This window comes from Halorubrum shenae (genome assembly GCF_051194165.1).
Lineage (GTDB): Archaea > Halobacteriota > Halobacteria > Halobacteriales > Haloferacaceae > Halorubrum.
The window spans coordinates 26,410-45,755 of the sequence record NZ_JBLZNI010000010.1 but is presented as its reverse complement, the minus strand read 5'-3'; the positions used below and the strand labels follow the sequence as shown (position 1 = coordinate 45,755).

The following is a 19,346-nucleotide window of genomic DNA, read 5'->3' as shown; positions in this document are numbered from 1 at the left end:
TGACTATCTCGGAGACCGGCGGACGGGCGGACGAGCGGTTGAGGGCGATCTAGCTGTACCGCTCTTCGTTCCACGGGTTCGCGGTGTCGCTGTAGCCGCGCCGCTCCCAGTAGCCGAGCTCTTTCTCCGTGAGGAACTCGACGCCGGAGACCCACTTGGCCCCCTTATACGCGTACTTGTGTGGCGTGACGACCCGGATCGGGCCGCCGTGGTCGGCGGGGAGGTCGTCGCCGTCGAAGCCGTACGCGAACAGCACGCCCTCGCGAGCACACTCCGCCAGCGAGAGGTTCGTCGTGTAGCCGTCGAGCGCGTGGAAGAGGACGTGTTCGGCGTCGTCTCGCACGCCCGCGCGCTCGACGATCTCGCCGAACTCGACCCCGGTGAACGCGCAGTCGAACTTGCTCCAGCCGGTCACGCAGTGGAAGTCCTGCCGCTGGGTCACGGACGGGAGATCGCGGAACGCGGAAAGCGAGTACGCGAGCGGGTCCTCGACCGCGCCCCAGACCTCGAACTCGAACGTGTCGGGGCCCCACGAGGGCGTCCCGCTCTTCGAGAGCACCGGGAAGCGGTCGGTCTCCCGCTGCCCCGGCGGGAGTCGATCGGCTCCGTACTCGCGGTAGAGGTCGGTGAGATCCTCGATCGCGGCGGAGTTCGCGGTATCGGCGTCAGCGCCGCCGGCTTCGGTCATGATCGCCTGTACGCCCCGGCGTCACCTATGAATGTCGCTCTCGCGGCGACGGCCGCCGAACACGGTCGAAGAAGCGGTTCGCAGATATCTTGGAATTAGTTCAGGAGTTTTGATACCTAGAAGATATATTTAAGAAGAAAAAATTAGGATTCTACTAACGCCCGAAATCGGTTGCTAATAGCCGTACCATCGACGCCACATTTATATACTCATTCCCATTACCTCCGGGCAGGAAATGCCACAAGTAGAGATAACCGTGCCGGAGCATCTGGAGATGCAGATCGCTCAGATGGTCGAGCAGGGAGAGTTCCTCAACCGCGAGGAGGCGGTTGAAGAGCTCCTATCGACGGGAATAAAAGCGTTTAAGACGAGCGGTCCGCGAGACGACGAGGACTCCAGCGGGTTCGAAGACGAGGGAATGATGGGACACGAAGACGAGTACGTCTTCTGAGTCGGCGCGTCTCCCGGTCGTCCTCGCCCCGATCGGCTCCGGTCCCCGCGACTGTCCGCCGGTTTCTCCGCCGTGACTCTCGTCGGTCCCGATTCCGATTTCGCGGTCCGGAGTCGAAACGCCGCAGAAGCGTGCGTATGCCCCTCAACAACGCTTAAAAGGTATACGCCCCGTATCTAGGGTATGCACAAAGACGAGCTGCTCGAACTCCACGAACAAATGGTGACGATCATGGAGCACTTCCGCAACCACGAGACCGTGGACAGCTCGCTTTTCGACCCGTACGACGGACTCGACGTCGACCCCTCCCACGTCCACAAATCGAAGAGCGAACACAAACACGCCGTGTTCGTGCTCGGTAACGCCCTCGCGAACGCGATGAGCGAAGACGAGTTCTCCCCCGCCGGTCGCGTCGGAAAGCGGATGGAGGAACTCGCCGACGACGCCGAAAACAAAATCTGAATCCGAAAGCGACCCGCGAACCCTTAAGCGCCCGGCCGCCCCCTCACCGATATGGTCGCGGAGGCGCTCTCGTCCGACGCCGCTCATCTCGTCGCCGGCGGCGCCCTCGTCGCCGTCGCGCTCGCCGTCGTTTACAAGGCTGACCGGCCGAGCGGAGCGTGGACGCGAGCGCTTCGCTCACGCTTTCTCCTCGGCGTCCCCTGGGGGACGCTCGTCGCGGTCGCGGCGGTCGTCGCGGTCTACCTGTTCGTCCAGAGCGGGCTGGAGAACCCGAACCGACCCGTCGTGATCCCGTTCCGCTCGTGGTCGTACTTCTACCCCGAGGGGATGTTCTGGTCCGGCCTCGCGCACTCCGGGCGGAGCCACATCACCGGGAACCTCCTGTCGACGCTCGTCGCCGGCGCCCTCGCCGAGTACGCCTACGGGCACTTCCCCGGCGGCCGCGACGTCGACGACGGGACCGGAACCGTTCGAGCCGCGCTGCCGTCTGTCGGATCGCTCTCCCGCGGGTCGCTCGCCGCGAACCCCTACGTCCGGGCGTTCGTCGTCGTTCCGGGGGCGATGTTGTCCTTCGGCGTCCTCTCGTCGCTGTTCGCGCTCGGACCGGTGATCGGGTTCTCCGGTGTGGTGTTCGCGCTCTGGGGATTCGCGCTCGTCTTCTCCCCGATCAAGACGGTCGCCGCGCTCACCGGGGCGACGCTGGTGAGGGTGACCTACGGGGCGCTCCGCACCCCGGTCGTCGTCTCGGAGGCGAGCGGCTCGTACGGCGCGCCGAGCTGGGCGAACATCGCGATACAAGGGCACGTGATAGGGCTGATCGGCGGGATTCTCGCCGCGGTGTGGCTCGTTCGGCGGCGGCGCCGGCGCCAGCGGGGAACGACCCAGAGGACCGATCCGGAATCGAGAACCACCGCACTGGTCGCGTTCGGCGCAGTTCTGTTGTTCGGGGCCTCTCGCCGGCTCTGGGCCGTCTACTGGTACCTCGGGAACGAGCGATACGAACTGTACCGCGCGGTCGGACTCGGGCTGCTCGCGGTCCTCGCGGCGATCGTCGCGCTCGCGGTCGCCGGACGGGACGAGCCGTTTCGCCCGGATCTGGCGGTCGCTGCTCCCGAGACGATCCGCGAGGGCGTCCGATCCGCCACGCCCGCGGCGGTCGGCCTGCTGCTGCTCGTCTCGGCGCTGGCGGTCGTGGCCGGCCCCGGGATCGCCCCGAACCTCACCGCCGTCGACGACGACGACCTCCCGGGCGACCCGATCGAAGTGTCGGGATACCAGGTGACCTACGCCGAGAACGTCGAGGACCGAGTGGTGAGCGTCGTCGACGTGGAGGCGTTCGGCCGGTCGACGACCGTCAACACCTCCGGGGTGATCGTGGCGAACGCCGACCGGGAGATCTGGACCACGGCGGTCTCGACGGGGAACCTCGCCTTCTGGGGGTACCGCGCGGTCGACGTGGGCGGGACGGGCTGGCGCGAGACCGTCTGGGTCGAGCGCACCGGCTGGGTGGCGGCGAACGGCGGTCCGACCTACCGGGTCGACGCCGTGCGCGACGAGACGCGCTCGACGCTGTTCACGAGCGAGCCGGTGCGGGCCGAACCCCGGATCGACGGCCGGAACGTCACGGTCGCCGCCGTCGAGGGCGGGTTCGAACTGCGCGTCGACGATAGGGGTAAAGGGGCCGAGACCGCCCCGATCCCGGCCGCGAACGAGTCGGTGACGCTGCGGGGAGTCACGTTCGTCCGGGAGAACGATGCGGTGTTCGCTGAACGCGGGGAGACGCGGGTGCGGATCGCACAGCGGGAGCGGTACGAGGGGCGGCAGTGAGATGGCGTCGTTCCGGTGAACGCCGGCTTTCGGCCAGCTCCGCGTCCGAAGCGGTCGATCGGTGAAGGCCACGAACTGACTCATGGGATATCCGTCGAGACAAAGAGATATTCCGGCGGTTTTGGCGGGCAAAACGGGCGTATCCGGTGAGAACGATCTCGTTGCGAACCCGTGCCTGCCGACTGGGCATTTAAAAAGTGGGGTTATTCTCATGTAATGGAAGCTTCAAAATGTATATTAATGATAGTTTGCCGTACTGTAACTCATTGTGGATTCACAGAAGGACCGGTATGAAGACAACCAAGTGGCAGAGGGAGAGTTACCGCCGCGGTTAGCCCATGAGCAGTTCTATCGGGCGCTGGCTCCGCCCCCGCGTCGACGCCTCCTCTACTATTTGCTGGCGGAGAAGGAAAGCACGGTCGATGAACTCGCGACCGTCCTTAGCGGGTGGCAAGCGACGACCACCGGAACGATGCACACGACAGCGGATCGGTCGGACATTCGCCTCAGTCTGGTTCACAATCACTTGCCCCGACTCGCCGAGGCAGAACTGATCGACTACGATCCGTCCGACGGATCCGTCCAGATCGCATCGCTGCACCCGCGAGTCACCACGATTATTCGGCAGAGTATCGAGGCGGAACCCGGTGAATAGTCGTAAGAATGCTCGACTCGCTGATCGCCGAGATCCGACACCGGGAGCATCAGTGTACCGTCTACCGGCGTAGTGACCGCCCCGACATCGAAGCGTGGCTCGTAGACCACGGTGTCGCCGTTGAGTCTCGCTCGCTTCCATCCGGTGGTCCAGACCCGTTCATGGAAGTCAGAACTGACGGCGAGGTCGTGGGCGTTATCGGAGTCGATGCGATCGAAGGGCTGCTTACGCCGCCGATCCGCCACCCTGGCGACAGAGACGGGATTTCCGATGGCTACCGGGCGCTCTTTGACGTCCTCGAGAAGACGCTCGTGTCCGGGATGAACCGCCGCGAACTCCTCGCGGTGAGCCGGGAGATCGAAGATCGGGCCTATCGCGTGGGGGAGGGAACGCTACGCGTGAGTTTCCAGACCCTCTCGACGTTCAGATCGCAGACGGCGGTCTATCGAACACTCGCGACCGAGACAGATCTCGATATCCACATTTACGGCCTCGACGACTGGACCCCGCCGAAGATAGGCGGACTCACGTATCACACCGAAGACGTCGAGCGGTTGGAACCTCACTGGGCGCTCGCTTACGACGGCGGACCCACGGACAGCCAAGCCTGCGGGCTGGTCGCCAGAGAGCACTCGGAGGACTACGCTGGGTTTTGGACGAACGATCCAACGCTCGTCGAGGAAATCGCGACGGCGCTTGCCGAGACCTGATCCGCGGCGGGCCGTCTCCGAAGAGGACGGTACTCGCCTCCGGTCGTGTTGAGAGCCGGCGTCGTCAGGCCCACTCGATCCGATACACTTCGGCGTCGATGTCTCTGGAGGAATCGGTGTGGTGGTCGAACTGCGCCTCGATAGCGAAGTCGGCGGCGAACGCGTGGGTGACCTCGCCGCCGTTGTCGGCCGCGAACGCCTCGACGAAGTCGCGGCTCCCGACGTTGTGGACCGAGTAGGAGACGGCCGCGACGCGGCTCGCGGTCGCAAGAAACCCGCGGTCGGCGTTCCGATTCCCGTCCTGCGCGCCGAACGGCGGGTTCATGACGACGGTCACTGGGTCGGGCACGTCGATCGGGAGCCGCGTCGCGTCGCCGTGGAGCCAGTGGACGGGCGCGCTCGCGGCGACGCGTCGCTCGTTTTCGGTCGCGGTCGAGAGCGCGTCGCGATCGATCTCGATCCCGAACACGCGCGCGGGACCGCGGAGGGCGGCCGCCAGCGCGAGCATCCCGGTCCCAGTGCCCAGGTCGAGGACGGTCCGACCATCGATGTCGCCGTGGAGGTCGGCGAGGTGGACGACGTGTGCCGCCAGATCGGGGGGCGTCGGATACTGTTCGAGGGCCGCGCTGGGGGCCTCGAAGCCGGCGACCACGCCGAGTTTGGTGGCAAGCGAGCGCTTCGACGCCATCGACTCAGGCGGCGACCGAGCCGTCGTCGACGCGGACGAGTTCGACGCCCTCGCGGCGCGCGCGTTCGGCGAGCGCCGACAGCGCCGGCTCGGCGGCGTCTTGATCGATGACGTCGTCGAGTCGAACCTCGATCCGCCCGGCACCGAGGAACGACGCGGCGCGAACGAACTCCCGGAGCCGGTCGGCCTCGCGCTGGGTGGCGAGGGTGTCGCCGCCGTCGAATCGGGCCGAAACGGAGAGGGTGGCGGGCTGGTAGCCGCGGGCGGAGAACTCGGCTTTCAGGTCGCGGAGGTGTTCGGGCGCGGTGCTTTCGAGGTCGGCGGCGTCGACGACGATCGGGTCGATCTCGGCCGGGCGACAGCCGCGGAGCGCGGCTTCGAACCCGTCGGACTGTGTCGTGCTCATACGCCGTCATATGTATTAGTAATACAAAAGATTTGTTAAATGTATAGTAGTAATATCTAAGCAGTCACGTTTCGTGTTTACTTCGACAATGAACCGGGACCAACTCCAGAGGTCAACGAGAAGAATACTGACGGTTGAATCGCCCGTATAGCCGCTAGAGAGCCCTTTTAGTGCGGGTTTCGCAGAGAGAATTGATAGCATTGATCTGCGGTTCCGGACAAAGATTTAAATACGGCAATAACCAGAAACCTTATAATGGAACGTCCGAGCCGCCAGCGCCAACAAGAGCGGGAGACTGAGCAAGAATCGGACGAAGAAACGCTCTCATGTCCGGAGTGCGATTCGACCGAGATCGTTACCGACGCAGACCAAGAGCTCGTCTGCGAGGACTGCGGCCTGGTGCTGGACGAACGGAACATCGACCGCGGCCCGGAGTGGCGGGCGTTCAACCACTCGGAGCGGCAGTCGAAGTCGCGCGTCGGCGCCCCCATCACCGAGACGATGCACGACAAGGGGCTGACGACGACGATCGACTGGAAGGACAAGGACGCGTACGGCCGGTCGCTCTCCTCCGAGAAGCGGTCGCAGATGCACCGGCTGCGCAAGTGGCAGGAGCGGATTCGGACGAAGGACGCCGGCGAGCGCAACCTCCAGTTTGCGCTCTCCGAGATCGACCGCATGGCCAGCGCGCTCGGCGTCCCGCGGTCGGTACGCGAGGTCGCATCGGTCATTTATCGGCGCGCGCTCAACGAGGATCTGATCCGCGGGCGATCGATCGAGGGCGTCTCCACCGCCGCCCTCTACGCGGCCTGCCGACAGGAGGGAATCCCCCGGTCGCTCGATGAGGTTGCCGATGTCTCGCGGGTCCCGCAAAAGGAGATCGGTCGGACGTACCGCTACATCTCTCAAGAGCTCGGCTTAGAGCTGAAGCCGGTCGACCCGAAGCAGTTCGTCCCGCGGTTCGCGTCGGCGCTCGAACTGAGCGAGGAGGTCCAGTCGAAGGCGACGGAGATCATTGACGTCTCCGCCGAGCAGGGGCTCCTCTCCGGGAAGTCGCCTACTGGGTTCGCCGCGGCAGCCATCTACGCCGCGTCGCTCCTCTGTAACGAGAAGAAGACGCAGCGCGAGGTCGCCGACGTCGCACAGGTCACCGAGGTGACCATCCGCAACCGGTATCAAGAGCAGATCGAAGCGATGGGCTTTCGGTAGGGCCGGTACCGAGGACAGTCTTCCGTGATCGGGTTTTTAATCGACACCGAGCGTAGCTTGTGACGAGATGTACTCCCAGATCCTCGTGCCGACCGACGGCAGTCCGGCGTCGGACGCCGCGATCGAGCACGCGATCGACCTCGCACGACACTACGACGCGCGCCTGCACGCCCTCTACGTCGTCGACGGCGCGGCGTACTCGACGCTCGAAGCGGGCGCCGAAGTCGTCGTCGAGGCGCTCGAATCCGAAGGGCGAGAGGCGACGGATCGCGTCGCCGACGCCGCCGATGCCGCGGGAGTCGACTGCGAGACAGTAGTAACCACGGGCACCGCCTACCAGTCGATCCGCGACTACGTGGACGAAACGGACATCGACGTCATTGTGATGGGAACCCACGGCCGGAAGGGACTGGACCGCTACCTGCTCGGCAGCGTCACGGAGCGGGTCGTTCGGACCTCGGACGTACCGGTACTGACGGTGCGCCAGCCTGCGGATGAGTAAGCGACGCCCGGGAGCACGGTGACCATAATGAGAGACTGGCTGTCACACCGCGTCGCCTCCTCGCCTGATCACACCGCGCTGATACGAGCCGAGGACGGGGAAGCGTGGACATACACCGACCTCGACCGATTGGTCGACGAGACCGCCGGTCGGCTCGTCGCTCACGGGATCGAGACGGACGACAGGGTCGGCGTTCTCACGCCGCCGTACGTCGGCACCGTCGGGCTCGTCCACGCGGCGATGCGGATCGGGGCGACGTTTGTCCCGCTGGGACAGGAGCTCACTGAGCGCGAGCTCGCCGAGCGCGTCGATCGGGCTGACCTCGACGCGGTGGTGTGCGCGGAGCCGACGGAGGACGCCGCGCTCGGGGCCGTTGAGCAATGCGACGACGCCTTCGACGTCCCGGTGTTCTCCGTCGACGACCCGATTAGAAAAGACGTTACGGCGGTACACAGCGTCGACCCGGAACCGGTCGATCCGCCGGAATGGGCCGATTCGGACACCCTCTGTATCCTGTTCACCTCGGGGACAACAGGCGATCCGAAGCCGGTACCACTCACCGCGGGCAACGTGTACAGTTCGGCCGTCGCCTCCGCGTTCCGGCTCGGTGTCGAACACGAGGACCGGTGGCTGGTGACGCTGTCGCTCCACCACATGGGCGGGCTCGCCCCGGTGTACCGATCCGCGCTGTACGGGACGACGCTCGTGCTCCGCGAGGGGTTCGACCCGGGCGGCACCGCCGACGACATCGACACCTACGACGTGACCGGGGTCTCGTTGGTCCCCACGATGCTCAAGCGGATGCTCGACAGGCGAGGGACCCTCTCGGACACGCTCCGAGTGGTGTTGCTCGGCGGGGCACCCGCCTCGGACGAGCTGATCGAGCGCTGCCGCGACTACTCGGTCCCGGTGTACCCGACCTACGGGATGACCGAGGCAGCCTCGCAGATCGCGACAGCGCCACCTCGACAGACGAGGAACCGACTCGGAACCGTCGGTCGAACCCTGTTCGGGACCGACGTGACGATCGTCGACGAGGACGGAACGCCGGTCGAAGGCGGGGAGACCGGTGAGATCGTCGTCGACGGCCCGACGGTGACGCCCGGATACATCGCCGGAGGGGACGAACCCGACGGAGACGAACGGGACGGAGACGAACGGGACGCCGGCGCCCTCGATCGCTCGGAGTTCGGGCCGTACGGTCTCCACACCGGCGACGCGGGTCGCTTCGACGACGAGGGGTTCCTCTACGTGCTTAACCGTCTCGACGATCGGATCGTCAGCGGCGGCGAGAATGTCGAGCCCGGCGAGGTGGTGGACGTGCTCCGAGGGTTCCCGTCGATCGAAGAGGCCGCCGTCATCGGGCTCGACGACGAACTATGGGGCGAGCGCGTCTCAGCGCTGCTCGCGGTCGGCGACCAGTTTCGAGACGGTGTGGCGAGCGGAGACGAAGGTGACGCCGGAGACGAAGGTGCGGTCGACGCTGAAGACGGAGACGGCGCCGAGGCGAACAACGGAGAGACGGGAGATCAAAGCGCTGGCAGCGAGGAGACGGGCAGCGAGGAGACGGGCAGCGAGCCCCCAGAGGAGGAACCGGCCGAGAGCGACTCGGCGTCCGTCATCGACGACGAACACCTCATGGCGTTTTGCAGAGACCGGCTTGCGGGGTTCAAGATCCCGAAAGCCGTCGCCTATATCGACGAGCTTCCCCGAACCGTGTCGGGAACCGTCGATCGGGAAGCAGTGCGTGAGATCCTCGAGGAGCGCGGACACGATCCGCGCGACGACGGCGACGCCAACTTAGAGACGGCTGGGTTCGAGCCGGCCGAGCCGACTGAGCCGGCCGAGCGAAGCGAGTCGACCGAGACGGACGATCCGTCGACAGCGGACGCATCGTCGGACGAGGACGTCGAGAACGGAGACGGAGAGGAGGGCGACAGCGAAGGCGAAGACGGCGATGACGACGGCGTCGAAGGCGATGAAGACCGTCCTGACGACACGGAAACTGATGAGGAGGCGGCCGAGCGCTCCGAGGACGACGGGACGGCAGACTCCAACGACGGTCCAGAGACGGAAGATTTCGACGATGAGCCGGCGAGCGACACCGGCGATAGCTGACGTCCCCTTCTCGTAGTTTATAAACCACCCCGGTGTTTGTCATTGTTCCACGAACGTTTTGACCACGGAGTCCACACGTAACCTATGGATCTGCTCGACGACAGCGTCGTTCCGGAGCATGCGAGGGACGTGAAGATGGAGGCCCGCGAGTTCGCCGACGAGTACATCGCGCCGAACGCCGAGGCGTACTACGACTCCGGCGAGTATCCGTGGGAGGTGCTGGAGGCCGGAATGGACGCCGGGCTCATCGCACAGGACATCGGCGAGGAGTACGGCGGAAAGGGATTCGACCTCGCGCAGGTGCTCGCGATCGCGGAGGAGTTCTACCGCGCCGACGCCGGCATCGCGCTCACGCTCCAACTCGCGAGCTTCGGCGCCGAGATGGTCGAGCAGTACGGTACCGACGAACAGAAGGAGGAGTACCTCCGGCCCGTCGCCGAAAACGATCAGATATCGGGGCTCGCCGTCTCGGAGCCCGAGACCGGCTCCGACCTCGCGGGGATGACGACGAAAGCCGAGACGGTCGAGGGCGGCTACGAGCTCACCGGCGAGAAGTACTGGGTCGGCAACGCGGTCGAGGCCGACTGGCTCACCGTCTACGCCAAGACCGGCGAGAGCGACGACCGCTACTCCAACTACACGCTGTTCATCGTCGAGACCGACTCCGACGGCTACGAGGCGGAACACATCCCGGAGAAGATGGGGATGCGCGCCTCCAAGCAGGGCCACATCGTCTTCGAGGACTGCTTCGTCCCCGAGGAGAACGTCGTCGGCAGCGAGGGCGGCGGCTTCTACGTCCTCGCGGACTTCTTCAACCACGGCCGGGTCATCGTCGGCGGGCACGGGCTCGGGCTCGCCGCCGCCGCCATCGAGGAGGCGGAGGAGTTCGTCCACGGACGCAACGCCTTCGGCCGCACCGTCAACGAGTTCCAGGCGGTCCAACACACCCTCTCGGATATGCGGATCGGGTTCGAATCGGCCCGCGCGCTCAACTGGCGCGCCTGCGAGAAGGTCGCCGACAACGACAACGCCGGCTACTGGGCCGCGCTCGCAAAGACCAAGTCGACTGAGGTCGCCACCGACTGCGCCGAGAAGGGGATGAAGCTCCACGGCGGCCGCTCGATCCTCACCGACCGCCGGATCGCTCGCGTCTACCGCGACGTGCGTATTCCGGTGATCTACGAGGGCGCAAACGACATCCAGCGGAACTTGATCTACCGGCAGTCGCGGTGAACGCGGTCACAGCCGCGCGGCCAGCCGCGCCAGCGCCTCGGCGCCACCGGTCGCGAGCGGGTCGCCGTGTCCGACGCAGGCGACGTCGAAGGGGGGCGCGTGTTCCGCGAGTCCGCGCACGCTCGTCTCGACCGCGTCGGTGTCGTAGCTGATCAGCCACCCGGAGGGGGTCAGCTCCCCGTCCGACTCGGAGACGAGATCGCCGAGGAGCCCGACGCCCAGTTCCTCGCTGACGTACGCGACGTGGCCCGGCGTGTGGCCGGGCGTGTGGTACGCGGTGAACGAGCCGAGCGTCTCGCCGTCCGCGACGCCGACGACATCGACGTCCGGTGACTCCGCGACCAGTGCGCCGAGCCGCTGGATCAGGCCCTTATGATTCCGGAGCGGCGGGCTCCGCGTTCCTCGAAGTAACGTCGCGTCGAAGCCGTACGCGTGAACGGTCGCGTCGAGGTCGGGTGCCAGCGCCGCCAGCGTCCCAACGTGGTCGAGGTCGTAATGGGTGAGCAGCACTCGCCCGATATCGCCGACTTCGAGGCCGGCCTCGTCGATGCCGGACCGGATCGTCGCTTCGTCCCACGGCGTCCCGGCGTCGACGAGCGTCGGGACGTCGTCGAAGACGAGGTACGCGTTGACCCCGCGGCAGTCGAACCGCCAAACGCCGTCCGCGATTTCCGTCGCCATGTGGAACCGGTACGCCCCGGAGCGGGATGAACGCTGCCGTGCCCGGCACGGGTCGAAAATCTCGGGTGCGGCCGTGCTCGAACGGGATCGGTGACGGCAACGACGAAAACGCCAAGATGCCGGGGCGACACCACGACGTATGCGACTCGAGGACTACTGGGGGATCGGCCCGAAGACGAGCGAGCAGCTCGTCTCGGCGCTGGGAACCTCGCGGGCGATCGAGGCGATCGAGGCGGCCGACGTCCGGGCGCTCGTCGACGCCGGACTCCACCGCGGCCGGGCGACGCGAATCCTCCGCCGGGCCAACGGCGAGGCCGGCATGGACGTCCTCGCGACGGGGGACACCCGATCGGTGTACGACGACCTGCTCTCGCTGGCGGCCGGTCACGCGCTAACGGCTCACGCCGCGGACCGGATCCGGGTGTTGACGCCCCTCGCAGATCGAGCCGCGGTCGAATCCCGCCTCGACGAGGTGGTCACCGCTCGCGACGCGTGGGAGGGGCTGGCCGAGGCCGACCGCGAGCGGGTGATCGAAGCGTTCGACGCGTACGACGCGGCCGAGGGGTCGGATCTCGCGGCCGTCGAGACAGCCGTCGCACTGCGCGAGGCAGGCCTCACGAGCGGGCCGTTCGAGGACATCGGAACGCTCGACGGGGACGCTCTGCTGGACGCCGCCGACGCCCTCGCGGACGTGCGTGGCGCGATCGACCCGACGGGCGGCGGTGGCGACGGAGACATCGAGGTCGCGAGCGGTGCGGACGACGAACTAGACCGGCGGCGCGAGCAGCTCGACGCCGCCAGCGATCTCGCGAACTCCGCCTTCGACGTGCTCGACGCGGTGCGAGACGGCTCCTTGCGCGACTTCGAGGCGCTGAAGGCGGCGACGATAGACCACGTCGCGCGCGAGACGGGCGTCGACCCGGCGACGGTTCGGTCGGTCGCGCCGGACGACGCGCTCGACGCCGCCGACTTCGTCTCCGCCACGCTCCGCGATCTGGTAACGGAACTCGAGGAGTCGGTCGCGGAGCGCGAGGAGACCGTCACCGCCGACATCCGCGAGCGGATTGGCGGGATGCGGGGCGCAAGCGGGGAGGACGGATCAGATGACGAGGCGACCGGCACCGTTGCGAGGGCGGTCTCGGCCGTCTCGGACGCCGCGTTCCTGCTGTCGCTCGCGCGGTTCGCGGTCGCTCATGGCCTAACTCGACCGACCCTCGTCGACGACGGCGTCGCCGTGCGAAACGCCAGAAACCTCTTTCTCGACGGCGACGTCCAACCGGTGTCGTACGCGATCGGATCGCACTCGCTCGCCGACGAGTCCGGCGTGGCGAACGCCGAGTCGCCGCCGACCGGCGACCGCGTGAGCGTGCTCACGGGGGCGAACTCCGGCGGGAAGACCACCCTGTTGGAGACGCTCTGCGCGGTAGCGCTGCTGGCCTCGATGGGGCTCCCGGTGCCGGCCGAGGAGGCCGAAGTCGGCGCGTTCGACCGGATCGTGTTCCACCGCCGGCACGCCTCCTTTAACGCCGGGGTGTTGGAGTCGACGCTGAAGTCGGTCGTGCCGCCGCTGGTCGCGGACGGTCGGACCCTGATGCTCGTCGACGAGTTCGAGGCGATCACGGAGCCCGGCCGCGCCGCCGACCTCTTAAACGGGCTCGTCACGCTCACCGTGGACCGAGGTGCGTTGGGCATCTACGTCACCCACCTCGCGGCCGACTTGAGCCCGCTCCCGGAGCCCGCCCGGATCGACGGTATCTTCGCCGAGGGGCTCACGAACGACCTGGACCTCCGGGTCGACTACCAGCCGCGGTTCGGCACGGTCGGAAAGTCGACGCCGGAGTTCATCGTCTCGCGGCTGGTGGCGAACGCGAAAGACCGCGGCGTCCGCGCCGGCTTCGAACACCTCGCCGGTGCAGTCGGCGAAGAGGCGGTCCAACGCACCCTCTCGGACGCCGAGTGGTCGGCGGGCGATGACTGACGACGACCCGTCCGAGTCGGGCGATCCCGGCCGGATCCGATCGATCGCGGTCCACCGCGACGACGTGGCGACCGCGCTGGAGGCGACGCTCCGGAGCGATCGTGAGGTCGTGCTCCGCGTGACGCCGCCCTTTTCAGGGCGAATGCGGGCCCGCTTGCACAGTCTCGGGTCGGTCGGGGAGACGGACGCGGGTGCGGAGACAGACACCGACGACGACCCCGCCCCGATCCACGTCGATCCGCGCGACCTCGTCTCGGAGGTTCCCCCGTACCCGGAGGTCGACGAGACGACCGCGGACCATCCGGACACCGACGTCGACACCCGCCGGAAGCGACACACCGAGTCCGTCGAGTCGTGGCGCGAGGCGGTTCGAGAGTCGGTGGTCGACAGCGTCGAACTCGACGCTGGCGGGGGTGACGGAGACGTTGACACCGTCGAAATCGACGTGGCCGCGCTCGGGTGAGCGATCTCCGTGTCAACCGTCCTGTCGAAATCCTCCGTCGATGCGATCTTCTGACCCCGCTGCGGTCAACACAGCCCTAGCGGTAATCGATAGCGGATGCGAGCGTTGCAGCCCGTCGATGTAAAATCCCGTGAGCGGCGCCGACCATCGCTTATAAAGAACTGGCAGTGGCGCGTGCCTCTGAGCGGGCCGCAGGCCCGCGAGGAGCGCGCGCGAGGGAGTCGCTGGCGCGTCCGCGCCAGCGACAGGGCGAGAGCGGAGCTCTCGCTTGCAGCCGGACGCAGTCCGGCGACGAGGTTGGGGAGGCGTGAGGTACGGTTGCGGGGCGGGACTCAAAGGGGCAGCCGTGAGGCGGGCGCAGGCGACGTAAGCACCGCAGCGAGCAACGCGAGCGAGGAGCGCAACGAGCGTGCGCCCGCCTCGCGGCTGGGATTTGGAGGTCGTCACCGCAGGGTCGTCGATCGCCGATAAAAAGCCGACAGCGACACCACTCGATCACGTAAAAACCGCTCTCAGCTACAGCCGAATTCGTTCGACCGCCGTGCCGGCGCCCGCGAACTCGTCGAGGGTCGCGTCGGCGTCGTCCGATTCGCCGTCCGTCGCGGCGCCGGTGTTCGCGGCGGCGACGACGACCGTCGTCGCGTCGGGCGCGGGATCGAGGGTGACCTCGTACTCGCCGTCCGCCGTCGTCGCGAGCGTGGACCCGTCTGCCGTGAACACCGCGACCGTGTCGCCGGTGGTCTCGCCGTCGACGACGAGCTCGTCGTCGACGTACGCCGCGGTCGCCGTCAACTCCGGCGTTGCCGACCGGTCGCGCTCGACGTAGCGGTCGCGAACGACCGTGGGCGTCTCGACCGGTTCGCCGGCGTCGACGCCGTGCGCGAGCCGGATGAATCCCGCCATCGACCACGCGAGCGGGGTGGCCCCCCCGGTTCCCTCGCCGAACTCCCAGCCGTACTTGGTCGGGTGTTCGCGGTCCCACACCTGCTCGGGGAGCATCCGCCCGGAGTTGCCGAAGCCGGCCATCGTCTCCAAGAGGGCGCCGGGTTCGAGCGCGTCCTCGTCGGTGCCGCCGAAGGCGTCGGGGCCGTCGGCGCGAGCGCGGAGCTCGTACTCGCCGCGCTCGCCGGTGAATATCGGCCACAGGCGTCCGCGGCCGTCTCCGGTCCCGGCCCACGGGGCGCCGGGGTCGCCGCGCGCGAGTTCGCCGTACGAGTCGCCGACGTACCGGTACCAGCCGGGGCCGTACGGGGTGTCGACGCGGATCGAGTCGTCGACGACCGACACGGAGTTACGGATCGCGTCGTCGTCGGCGGGCTTCACGCCGAGTCGGACCAGTTCGAGGAAGCCGCCGTCGACGATCTCCCGCTCGTCGTACGTCGGACCGTCGTTGGCGATCGTTCGGGGGCGTCCCGACTCCGGATCCGCGTCGGCCGTGATCCGCACGTAGTAGGGCGTCTCGCTGTGTCGCTCGGTGCCCGTGTCCGTCGCGCACCAGCTTTCGACGCGGCTCGTCCAGTCGTCGGCGAGCGCGAGCCACGCGAGCGCGTCGGCGCGGAGCGAGGCGGGCGACTCCTCGGCGGAGGCGTCACCCGCCTCGATCCGCTCGGCCTCGGCGACTGCGAGCGCGGCCCCGCAACAGAGCCCCGCGATCTCGGCGGCGATGCTCGACGGCGAGTATCCCGCCTCCTCCTCCCAGCGCTCTTGAGCCGTCTCCGGGCCGTTGGCGGCGATGTACCCGAGCGAGCGTCGGACTTGGTCGTAGGTGTAATCGGCGTCCGCGGGCGTCGCCCCGTGTTCGTACAGCTGCCACGCCATCACCGACGGGAAGGCGATGTTGTCCATCTGCTCGCCGCCCCATCGCGTGCGCCCGTCGATGTAGGTGTTCTGCGGGAGGAACCCGTCGTCGTCCTGCTGGGTGTTGTACAGGTACGCGAGCGCCTCGGCGCCGCGGTCGACCTCACCGACCTCGATGAGCGCGGTAAACACCTGATACAGGTCTCGCGACCAAACGAAGTTGTAGCCGTACCCCCGGTCCTCCGCGGCGTACTCCGTCTCGCCCCACGGCACGGACGGGCTGGCGATCCCGGCGCCGTCGTGCCGCTTGTCCTCGACGGCCGCGAGCGTCATCAGCGCGAACCGGTACTGCGTCTCCAAGTCCGCGTCGCCGGTCACGGAGGCCGGGAACTCCCGGTCCGCGAGCCACTCGCGCCACGTCTCGACGTACGAGTCGCAGACGTCAGCGAACCCGCGTGAGAGTGCGCTTTTCGCTTCGTTGAGCGCGGACTCGGCGTCAGCCTTCTCGGCGAACCCGAGCGCGACCGTCTCTGAGACCGCCGTTCCGCTGCCGACGAGTCCGGCGAGCGTGACGTTGCCGCTGGCCTCCGTCAGACCGGGGCCGCGCTCGCCATCGCTGAACAAGCGCTTGGCCTCATGGCCGCCGGCCAACAGCGTGCTCGCCCACTCGAACTGACTCTCGCTCGTGAGCGCGAGCGCGACCTCGAAGGACTCGCCGTCGTCGTCGACGAGCTTTCCCGGAGCGCGTTCGGCCGCGTCGTTGTTGCGCGCGAGCAGGTGGTAGCCGTCCGAGTCGTCGACGCGGTCACCCCGGTCGTTCGTTCCGACGTTCGTGACCGTCGTGTCGACCACGGCGTACACGTCGTACTCCCGACCCCCCTCGAACGTCACGTCGGCGAGGATCGCGTCGCCCTCGGTGTCGACCGCGTACTCGACGGTGAGGCTCCAACGGTGGCCGTGGCCGTCGCCGGTCTCGCGGATCGTCTGGGTGTAGGCGAGGGCGTCATCGACGGTCGGTTCCGTGGTTCGCTCGACCGTCTCAGTGGTCGTCACGTGGCTCGTCTCGTCGAAGGTCCGGACCGTGTATCCCGTCTCAGGATCGGCGACGAGGAAGTCGAACGTCCGGACGTTCATCACGTCGATCCGCGGGAACCGCGCCTCCGTGAGCGCCCCTTCGGTCAGCGTGAACCAGATCGGCACCGAGTCGTCGGCCTTGTGGTCTGCGGGGGTGCCGACGCCGAACTTCCGACCGGTCGTCCAGTGGGGCGCCTCGTCCGGCCCCTGCGGCTCGTCGTGCGGGACCGGGAGCGCCCCGTGTCTCGCCAGCGTCACCGTCGCGTCGATCCGGAGGGCGTGCGACCACGCGATCGGCGTCGCGCCGTCGAGCTCGCCGTCGTCGAACACCTGCTCGGCGATGAGCCCGGCATCGTTGACGAACGGCCCGTCCGGGTCACACAGCGCGTAGAGATCACGCGCAGCACTGAACAACGCGCTGGCGTCCCCGCCGCGCTGTGCGACGAGGCCGCCGAGTTCGGCGGCCGCCGTCGATCCCCACAGCGTCGCGATCGACCACACCTTCGCGGCGCCCTGCTCGGCGGTGCGCCAGTCGTCGCCGGTGAATCTGACGAGGCCCTCCACGTCGGCCGTCTCGCGGTGCAGATCCTCGATCGTCGTCAACACGTGCGTCGTCACGCGGTCGAGGAACGCGTCGAAATCGACCGCGACTGAGTCGTCGGCGTCGGCCTCACCGCGCACCTCGCGCTCGTCGCGTAGCGCGGCGTACTCGGTCGCGGCGCTCGCGAGCGCGAACGTGCTGGCGTCCGACCGGTCGTCGCGGCTCTCAGCGCTCGCGCGCTGTGGGAACCGCTCCGTGTCCGGGTTCCATCGATTGTGCAGGCCGACGAGGGCGGCGTCGGCCGCGTCGGTCGCGTCGGAACGCACGTCGTCGGGGAGGGGAGCGCGCGCCACGGCGGCGAACGCGCGGAGATACGTCGCGCCGGTGTGGGTGAACCGACCGAGCGCGTTCTCCCAGCAGTTCTGACACCGCCGGGGGAGCCCGTCGTTTTCGGTCGTCTCACGGAGGAACGCGAGCGCGTCCGTGACGGCGTCGTCGACGCGGTCGCGCCACTCCGGGGGGAGCTCCGTGGTCCGGCGGAGCCGGGCGAGGAAGGCGACGACGGACGCGGCCTGATCGAGTTGGTCGTTCGGGCCCGCGGTGCCGTTCGCGCCCTCGATCCGGGCGTTCGCCCACCCCGGGGCGACCTTGCCGGAGTCGGCCCACACCCGGTGGGGCCACGAGCCGTCCGCGTCCTGCGTGCGACAGAAGAAGGAGGCCGTCGCGAGCAGCTCCTCGTCGGCGTCCAAGCCGAGCTCGTCGCTCGCGCCGAGCAGGGCCAGTGACGTCTCCGCCTCGTCGCGGAACCACGTGTAGCCGTAGCCGCCTGACGTGGAGTAGAAGGGGTCGAACTCGGGGGCGGCGATCCGCGCGCCGGACTCCGCGCTGAGTAAGTCGAGCGTGCGGAGGTCCCCGGCGACCACTGACCGACGGGGCACGTCCTCGGGAAGGGTCGGGTCCCGCCCTTCGGCGGCGTCGCGGAGGTCGTCGGCCTCGGGGTACGCGGTCGCGATCCGTGACAGCTCGTCGATTCGGCGCTGGCGGTCCGGACCGTCCGAGATCGCGTCCTTGGCGTCGTCGACCGTCTCGCGGGTCTCCCGCCTGTCGAGGATCGCACGGCTCGCGAGCGTGACGCGCTCGGTCCGACCGTCGCGCTCGAACGGCGCGCGGACGACCACGTCGGGGGTGAGCCGGGAGTCCTCGCGCTGGTCGATCTCGCCGCGGTGGGGGAACCCCTCGCCGTTCTCGCCGAGCAGCTCGGAGATGGTGCGGAGCCGCTGGCCGTGCGCGGCCGACAGGCCAGTGGACGCGGTGAGGAAGTCGTGTTCGGTCCGGTGGTACACCTCGACGACGCTTCCCGACTGGGGGCCGGCCTCCTCGTGGACGAGGTTGCCGACGCGCCCCTCGACCATGTCGGGCGAGAACGCGCAGGCCGCGACGAGCTCAGCGCCCGCGGGCGGGGCGCCGCGCAGTTCGACGTGCGTGAGGTGGGTGTCGCTCACGACGAGGTCAAACTGGTGGATGGTGTAGCGGCCGGCGTCGTACTCCGTCTCGACGAGGGGAGTATTGCCGTCGTAGTGCTGTCGGGTCGTGGTCAGGTCGTCGAACCAGCGGACGCCCCGCCCGGCGGTGATGCCCATGCGGAGCCGGTCGGCACCGCCGACCCCGGACAGAGAGTACGAACAGTCGTGAACGGTCCCGTTCGCTCCGACGTGGACCAGCCGACCGTCGTCGCCCGTGAACGCGCCGGCAGTGGTGGGACGCTCCGCGGGGTAGCGCTCGCCGCGTCGACGTTCGTGTTCTGTGAGAGCGGTTCGCAGTCGCATAGGTTCTCTGTGATTTCCGGCGTAAAAGCCTTGACGA

At 67.9% G+C, this 19,346-nt stretch carries 16 protein-coding genes; 11 read left to right on the top strand and 5 right to left on the bottom strand.

Annotation, left to right across the window (positions count from 1 at the left end):
- Positions 1-49 precede the first annotated feature (49 nt).
- Positions 50-688, bottom strand: a complete 639-nt coding sequence (locus ACNS88_RS12350) for a sulfite oxidase-like oxidoreductase (protein ID WP_435098012.1) — start codon at positions 686-688, stop codon at positions 50-52.
- Between the two features lie 235 nt (positions 689-923).
- Between ACNS88_RS12350 and ACNS88_RS12345 the strand changes: the two genes are divergently transcribed.
- The 5 genes from ACNS88_RS12345 (at position 924) to ACNS88_RS12325 (ending at position 4,793) form a co-directional block, all read left to right on the top strand.
- Positions 924-1,139, top strand: coding sequence for a DUF7120 family protein (locus tag ACNS88_RS12345; RefSeq protein WP_004045951.1), 216 nt, complete (start codon positions 924-926; stop codon positions 1,137-1,139).
- Positions 1,140-1,322: 183 nt separating this feature from the next.
- Positions 1,323-1,601 (top strand): UPF0058 family protein, encoded by a 279-nt coding sequence (locus ACNS88_RS12340; protein WP_435098009.1) that lies wholly within the window; start codon positions 1,323-1,325, stop codon positions 1,599-1,601.
- A 51-nt stretch (positions 1,602-1,652) separates the two neighbouring features.
- Positions 1,653-3,428, top strand: a complete 1,776-nt coding sequence (locus tag ACNS88_RS12335) for a rhomboid family intramembrane serine protease (RefSeq protein ID WP_435098006.1) — start codon at positions 1,653-1,655, stop codon at positions 3,426-3,428.
- A gap of 268 nt (positions 3,429-3,696) precedes the next feature.
- A complete protein-coding gene (locus ACNS88_RS12330) occupies positions 3,697-4,083 on the top strand; it encodes a DUF7344 domain-containing protein (protein WP_435098003.1) in 387 nt (128 codons plus the stop codon).
- An 8-nt stretch (positions 4,084-4,091) separates the two neighbouring features.
- The gene (locus ACNS88_RS12325; RefSeq protein WP_435098000.1) at positions 4,092-4,793 is read left to right on the top strand and encodes a DICT sensory domain-containing protein; all 702 of its coding nucleotides are present in this window, start codon (positions 4,092-4,094) and stop codon (positions 4,791-4,793) included.
- Between the two features lie 64 nt (positions 4,794-4,857).
- Here ACNS88_RS12325 and ACNS88_RS12320 read toward each other — a convergent pair whose 3' ends face one another.
- Both ACNS88_RS12320 and ACNS88_RS12315 read right to left on the bottom strand, forming a co-directional pair.
- On the bottom strand, positions 4,858-5,481 hold the full coding sequence (locus tag ACNS88_RS12320) for an METTL5 family protein (protein ID WP_435097997.1): 624 nt from the start codon (positions 5,479-5,481) through the stop codon (positions 4,858-4,860).
- Positions 5,482-5,485: 4 nt separating this feature from the next.
- Complete coding sequence (locus tag ACNS88_RS12315) at positions 5,486-5,887, bottom strand: DUF7961 family protein (RefSeq protein WP_435097994.1); 402 nt, start codon at positions 5,885-5,887, stop codon at positions 5,486-5,488.
- A 255-nt stretch (positions 5,888-6,142) separates the two neighbouring features.
- Between ACNS88_RS12315 and ACNS88_RS12310 the strand changes: the two genes are divergently transcribed.
- The 4 genes from ACNS88_RS12310 (at position 6,143) to ACNS88_RS12295 (ending at position 10,949) form a co-directional block, all read left to right on the top strand.
- Positions 6,143-7,096, top strand: coding sequence for a transcription initiation factor IIB (locus ACNS88_RS12310; protein ID WP_435097991.1), 954 nt, complete (start codon positions 6,143-6,145; stop codon positions 7,094-7,096).
- A 67-nt stretch (positions 7,097-7,163) separates the two neighbouring features.
- Positions 7,164-7,598 (top strand): universal stress protein, encoded by a 435-nt coding sequence (locus tag ACNS88_RS12305; RefSeq protein ID WP_435097988.1) that lies wholly within the window; start codon positions 7,164-7,166, stop codon positions 7,596-7,598.
- A gap of 27 nt (positions 7,599-7,625) precedes the next feature.
- On the top strand, positions 7,626-9,716 hold the full coding sequence (locus ACNS88_RS12300) for a class I adenylate-forming enzyme family protein (RefSeq protein WP_435097985.1): 2,091 nt from the start codon (positions 7,626-7,628) through the stop codon (positions 9,714-9,716).
- 84 nt (positions 9,717-9,800) lie between these two features.
- Positions 9,801-10,949, top strand: a complete 1,149-nt coding sequence (locus tag ACNS88_RS12295) for an acyl-CoA dehydrogenase family protein (RefSeq protein WP_435097982.1) — start codon at positions 9,801-9,803, stop codon at positions 10,947-10,949.
- Between the two features lie 6 nt (positions 10,950-10,955).
- On the opposite strand, the gene ACNS88_RS12290 is transcribed toward ACNS88_RS12295, so the two are convergent.
- On the bottom strand, positions 10,956-11,630 hold the full coding sequence (locus ACNS88_RS12290) for an MBL fold metallo-hydrolase (protein ID WP_435097979.1): 675 nt from the start codon (positions 11,628-11,630) through the stop codon (positions 10,956-10,958).
- A 139-nt stretch (positions 11,631-11,769) separates the two neighbouring features.
- Between ACNS88_RS12290 and ACNS88_RS12285 the strand changes: the two genes are divergently transcribed.
- Together ACNS88_RS12285 and ACNS88_RS12280 are read left to right on the top strand one after the other, a co-directional pair.
- Positions 11,770-13,608, top strand: coding sequence for a MutS-related protein (locus ACNS88_RS12285; RefSeq protein WP_435097976.1), 1,839 nt, complete (start codon positions 11,770-11,772; stop codon positions 13,606-13,608).
- Positions 13,601-14,071: a DUF8009 family protein gene (locus ACNS88_RS12280; RefSeq protein ID WP_435097973.1), complete on the top strand. Its 471-nt coding sequence runs from the start codon at positions 13,601-13,603 to the stop codon at positions 14,069-14,071. The genes ACNS88_RS12285 and ACNS88_RS12280 overlap by 8 nt, the downstream gene beginning before the upstream one ends.
- 516 nt (positions 14,072-14,587) lie before the next feature.
- Here ACNS88_RS12280 and ACNS88_RS12275 read toward each other — a convergent pair.
- Positions 14,588-19,309 carry a DUF7997 domain-containing protein gene (locus ACNS88_RS12275; protein ID WP_435097970.1) on the bottom strand — a complete coding sequence of 1,574 codons (4,722 nt, stop codon included), beginning with the start codon at positions 19,307-19,309 and terminating at the stop codon, positions 14,588-14,590.
- Positions 19,310-19,346 lie beyond the last annotated feature (37 nt).

Coding starts and splice junctions, on each gene's coding strand:
- ACNS88_RS12335 (WP_435098006.1), top strand. CDS start 1,653: ATGGTCGCGGAGGCGCTCTCGTCCGACGCCGCTCATCTCGTCGCCGGC.
- ACNS88_RS12350 (WP_435098012.1), bottom strand. CDS start 688: ATGACCGAAGCCGGCGGCGCTGACGCCGATACCGCGAACTCCGCCGCG.
- ACNS88_RS12340 (WP_435098009.1), top strand. CDS start 1,323: ATGCACAAAGACGAGCTGCTCGAACTCCACGAACAAATGGTGACGATC.
- ACNS88_RS12275 (WP_435097970.1), bottom strand. CDS start 19,309: ATGCGACTGCGAACCGCTCTCACAGAACACGAACGTCGACGCGGCGAG.
- ACNS88_RS12315 (WP_435097994.1), bottom strand. CDS start 5,887: ATGAGCACGACACAGTCCGACGGGTTCGAAGCCGCGCTCCGCGGCTGT.
- ACNS88_RS12300 (WP_435097985.1), top strand. CDS start 7,626: ATGAGAGACTGGCTGTCACACCGCGTCGCCTCCTCGCCTGATCACACC.
- ACNS88_RS12280 (WP_435097973.1), top strand. CDS start 13,601: ATGACTGACGACGACCCGTCCGAGTCGGGCGATCCCGGCCGGATCCGA.
- ACNS88_RS12310 (WP_435097991.1), top strand. CDS start 6,143: ATGGAACGTCCGAGCCGCCAGCGCCAACAAGAGCGGGAGACTGAGCAA.
- ACNS88_RS12295 (WP_435097982.1), top strand. CDS start 9,801: ATGGATCTGCTCGACGACAGCGTCGTTCCGGAGCATGCGAGGGACGTG.
- ACNS88_RS12305 (WP_435097988.1), top strand. CDS start 7,164: ATGTACTCCCAGATCCTCGTGCCGACCGACGGCAGTCCGGCGTCGGAC.
- ACNS88_RS12285 (WP_435097976.1), top strand. CDS start 11,770: ATGCGACTCGAGGACTACTGGGGGATCGGCCCGAAGACGAGCGAGCAG.
- ACNS88_RS12290 (WP_435097979.1), bottom strand. CDS start 11,630: ATGGCGACGGAAATCGCGGACGGCGTTTGGCGGTTCGACTGCCGCGGG.
- ACNS88_RS12345 (WP_004045951.1), top strand. CDS start 924: ATGCCACAAGTAGAGATAACCGTGCCGGAGCATCTGGAGATGCAGATC.
- ACNS88_RS12325 (WP_435098000.1), top strand. CDS start 4,092: ATGCTCGACTCGCTGATCGCCGAGATCCGACACCGGGAGCATCAGTGT.
- ACNS88_RS12320 (WP_435097997.1), bottom strand. CDS start 5,481: ATGGCGTCGAAGCGCTCGCTTGCCACCAAACTCGGCGTGGTCGCCGGC.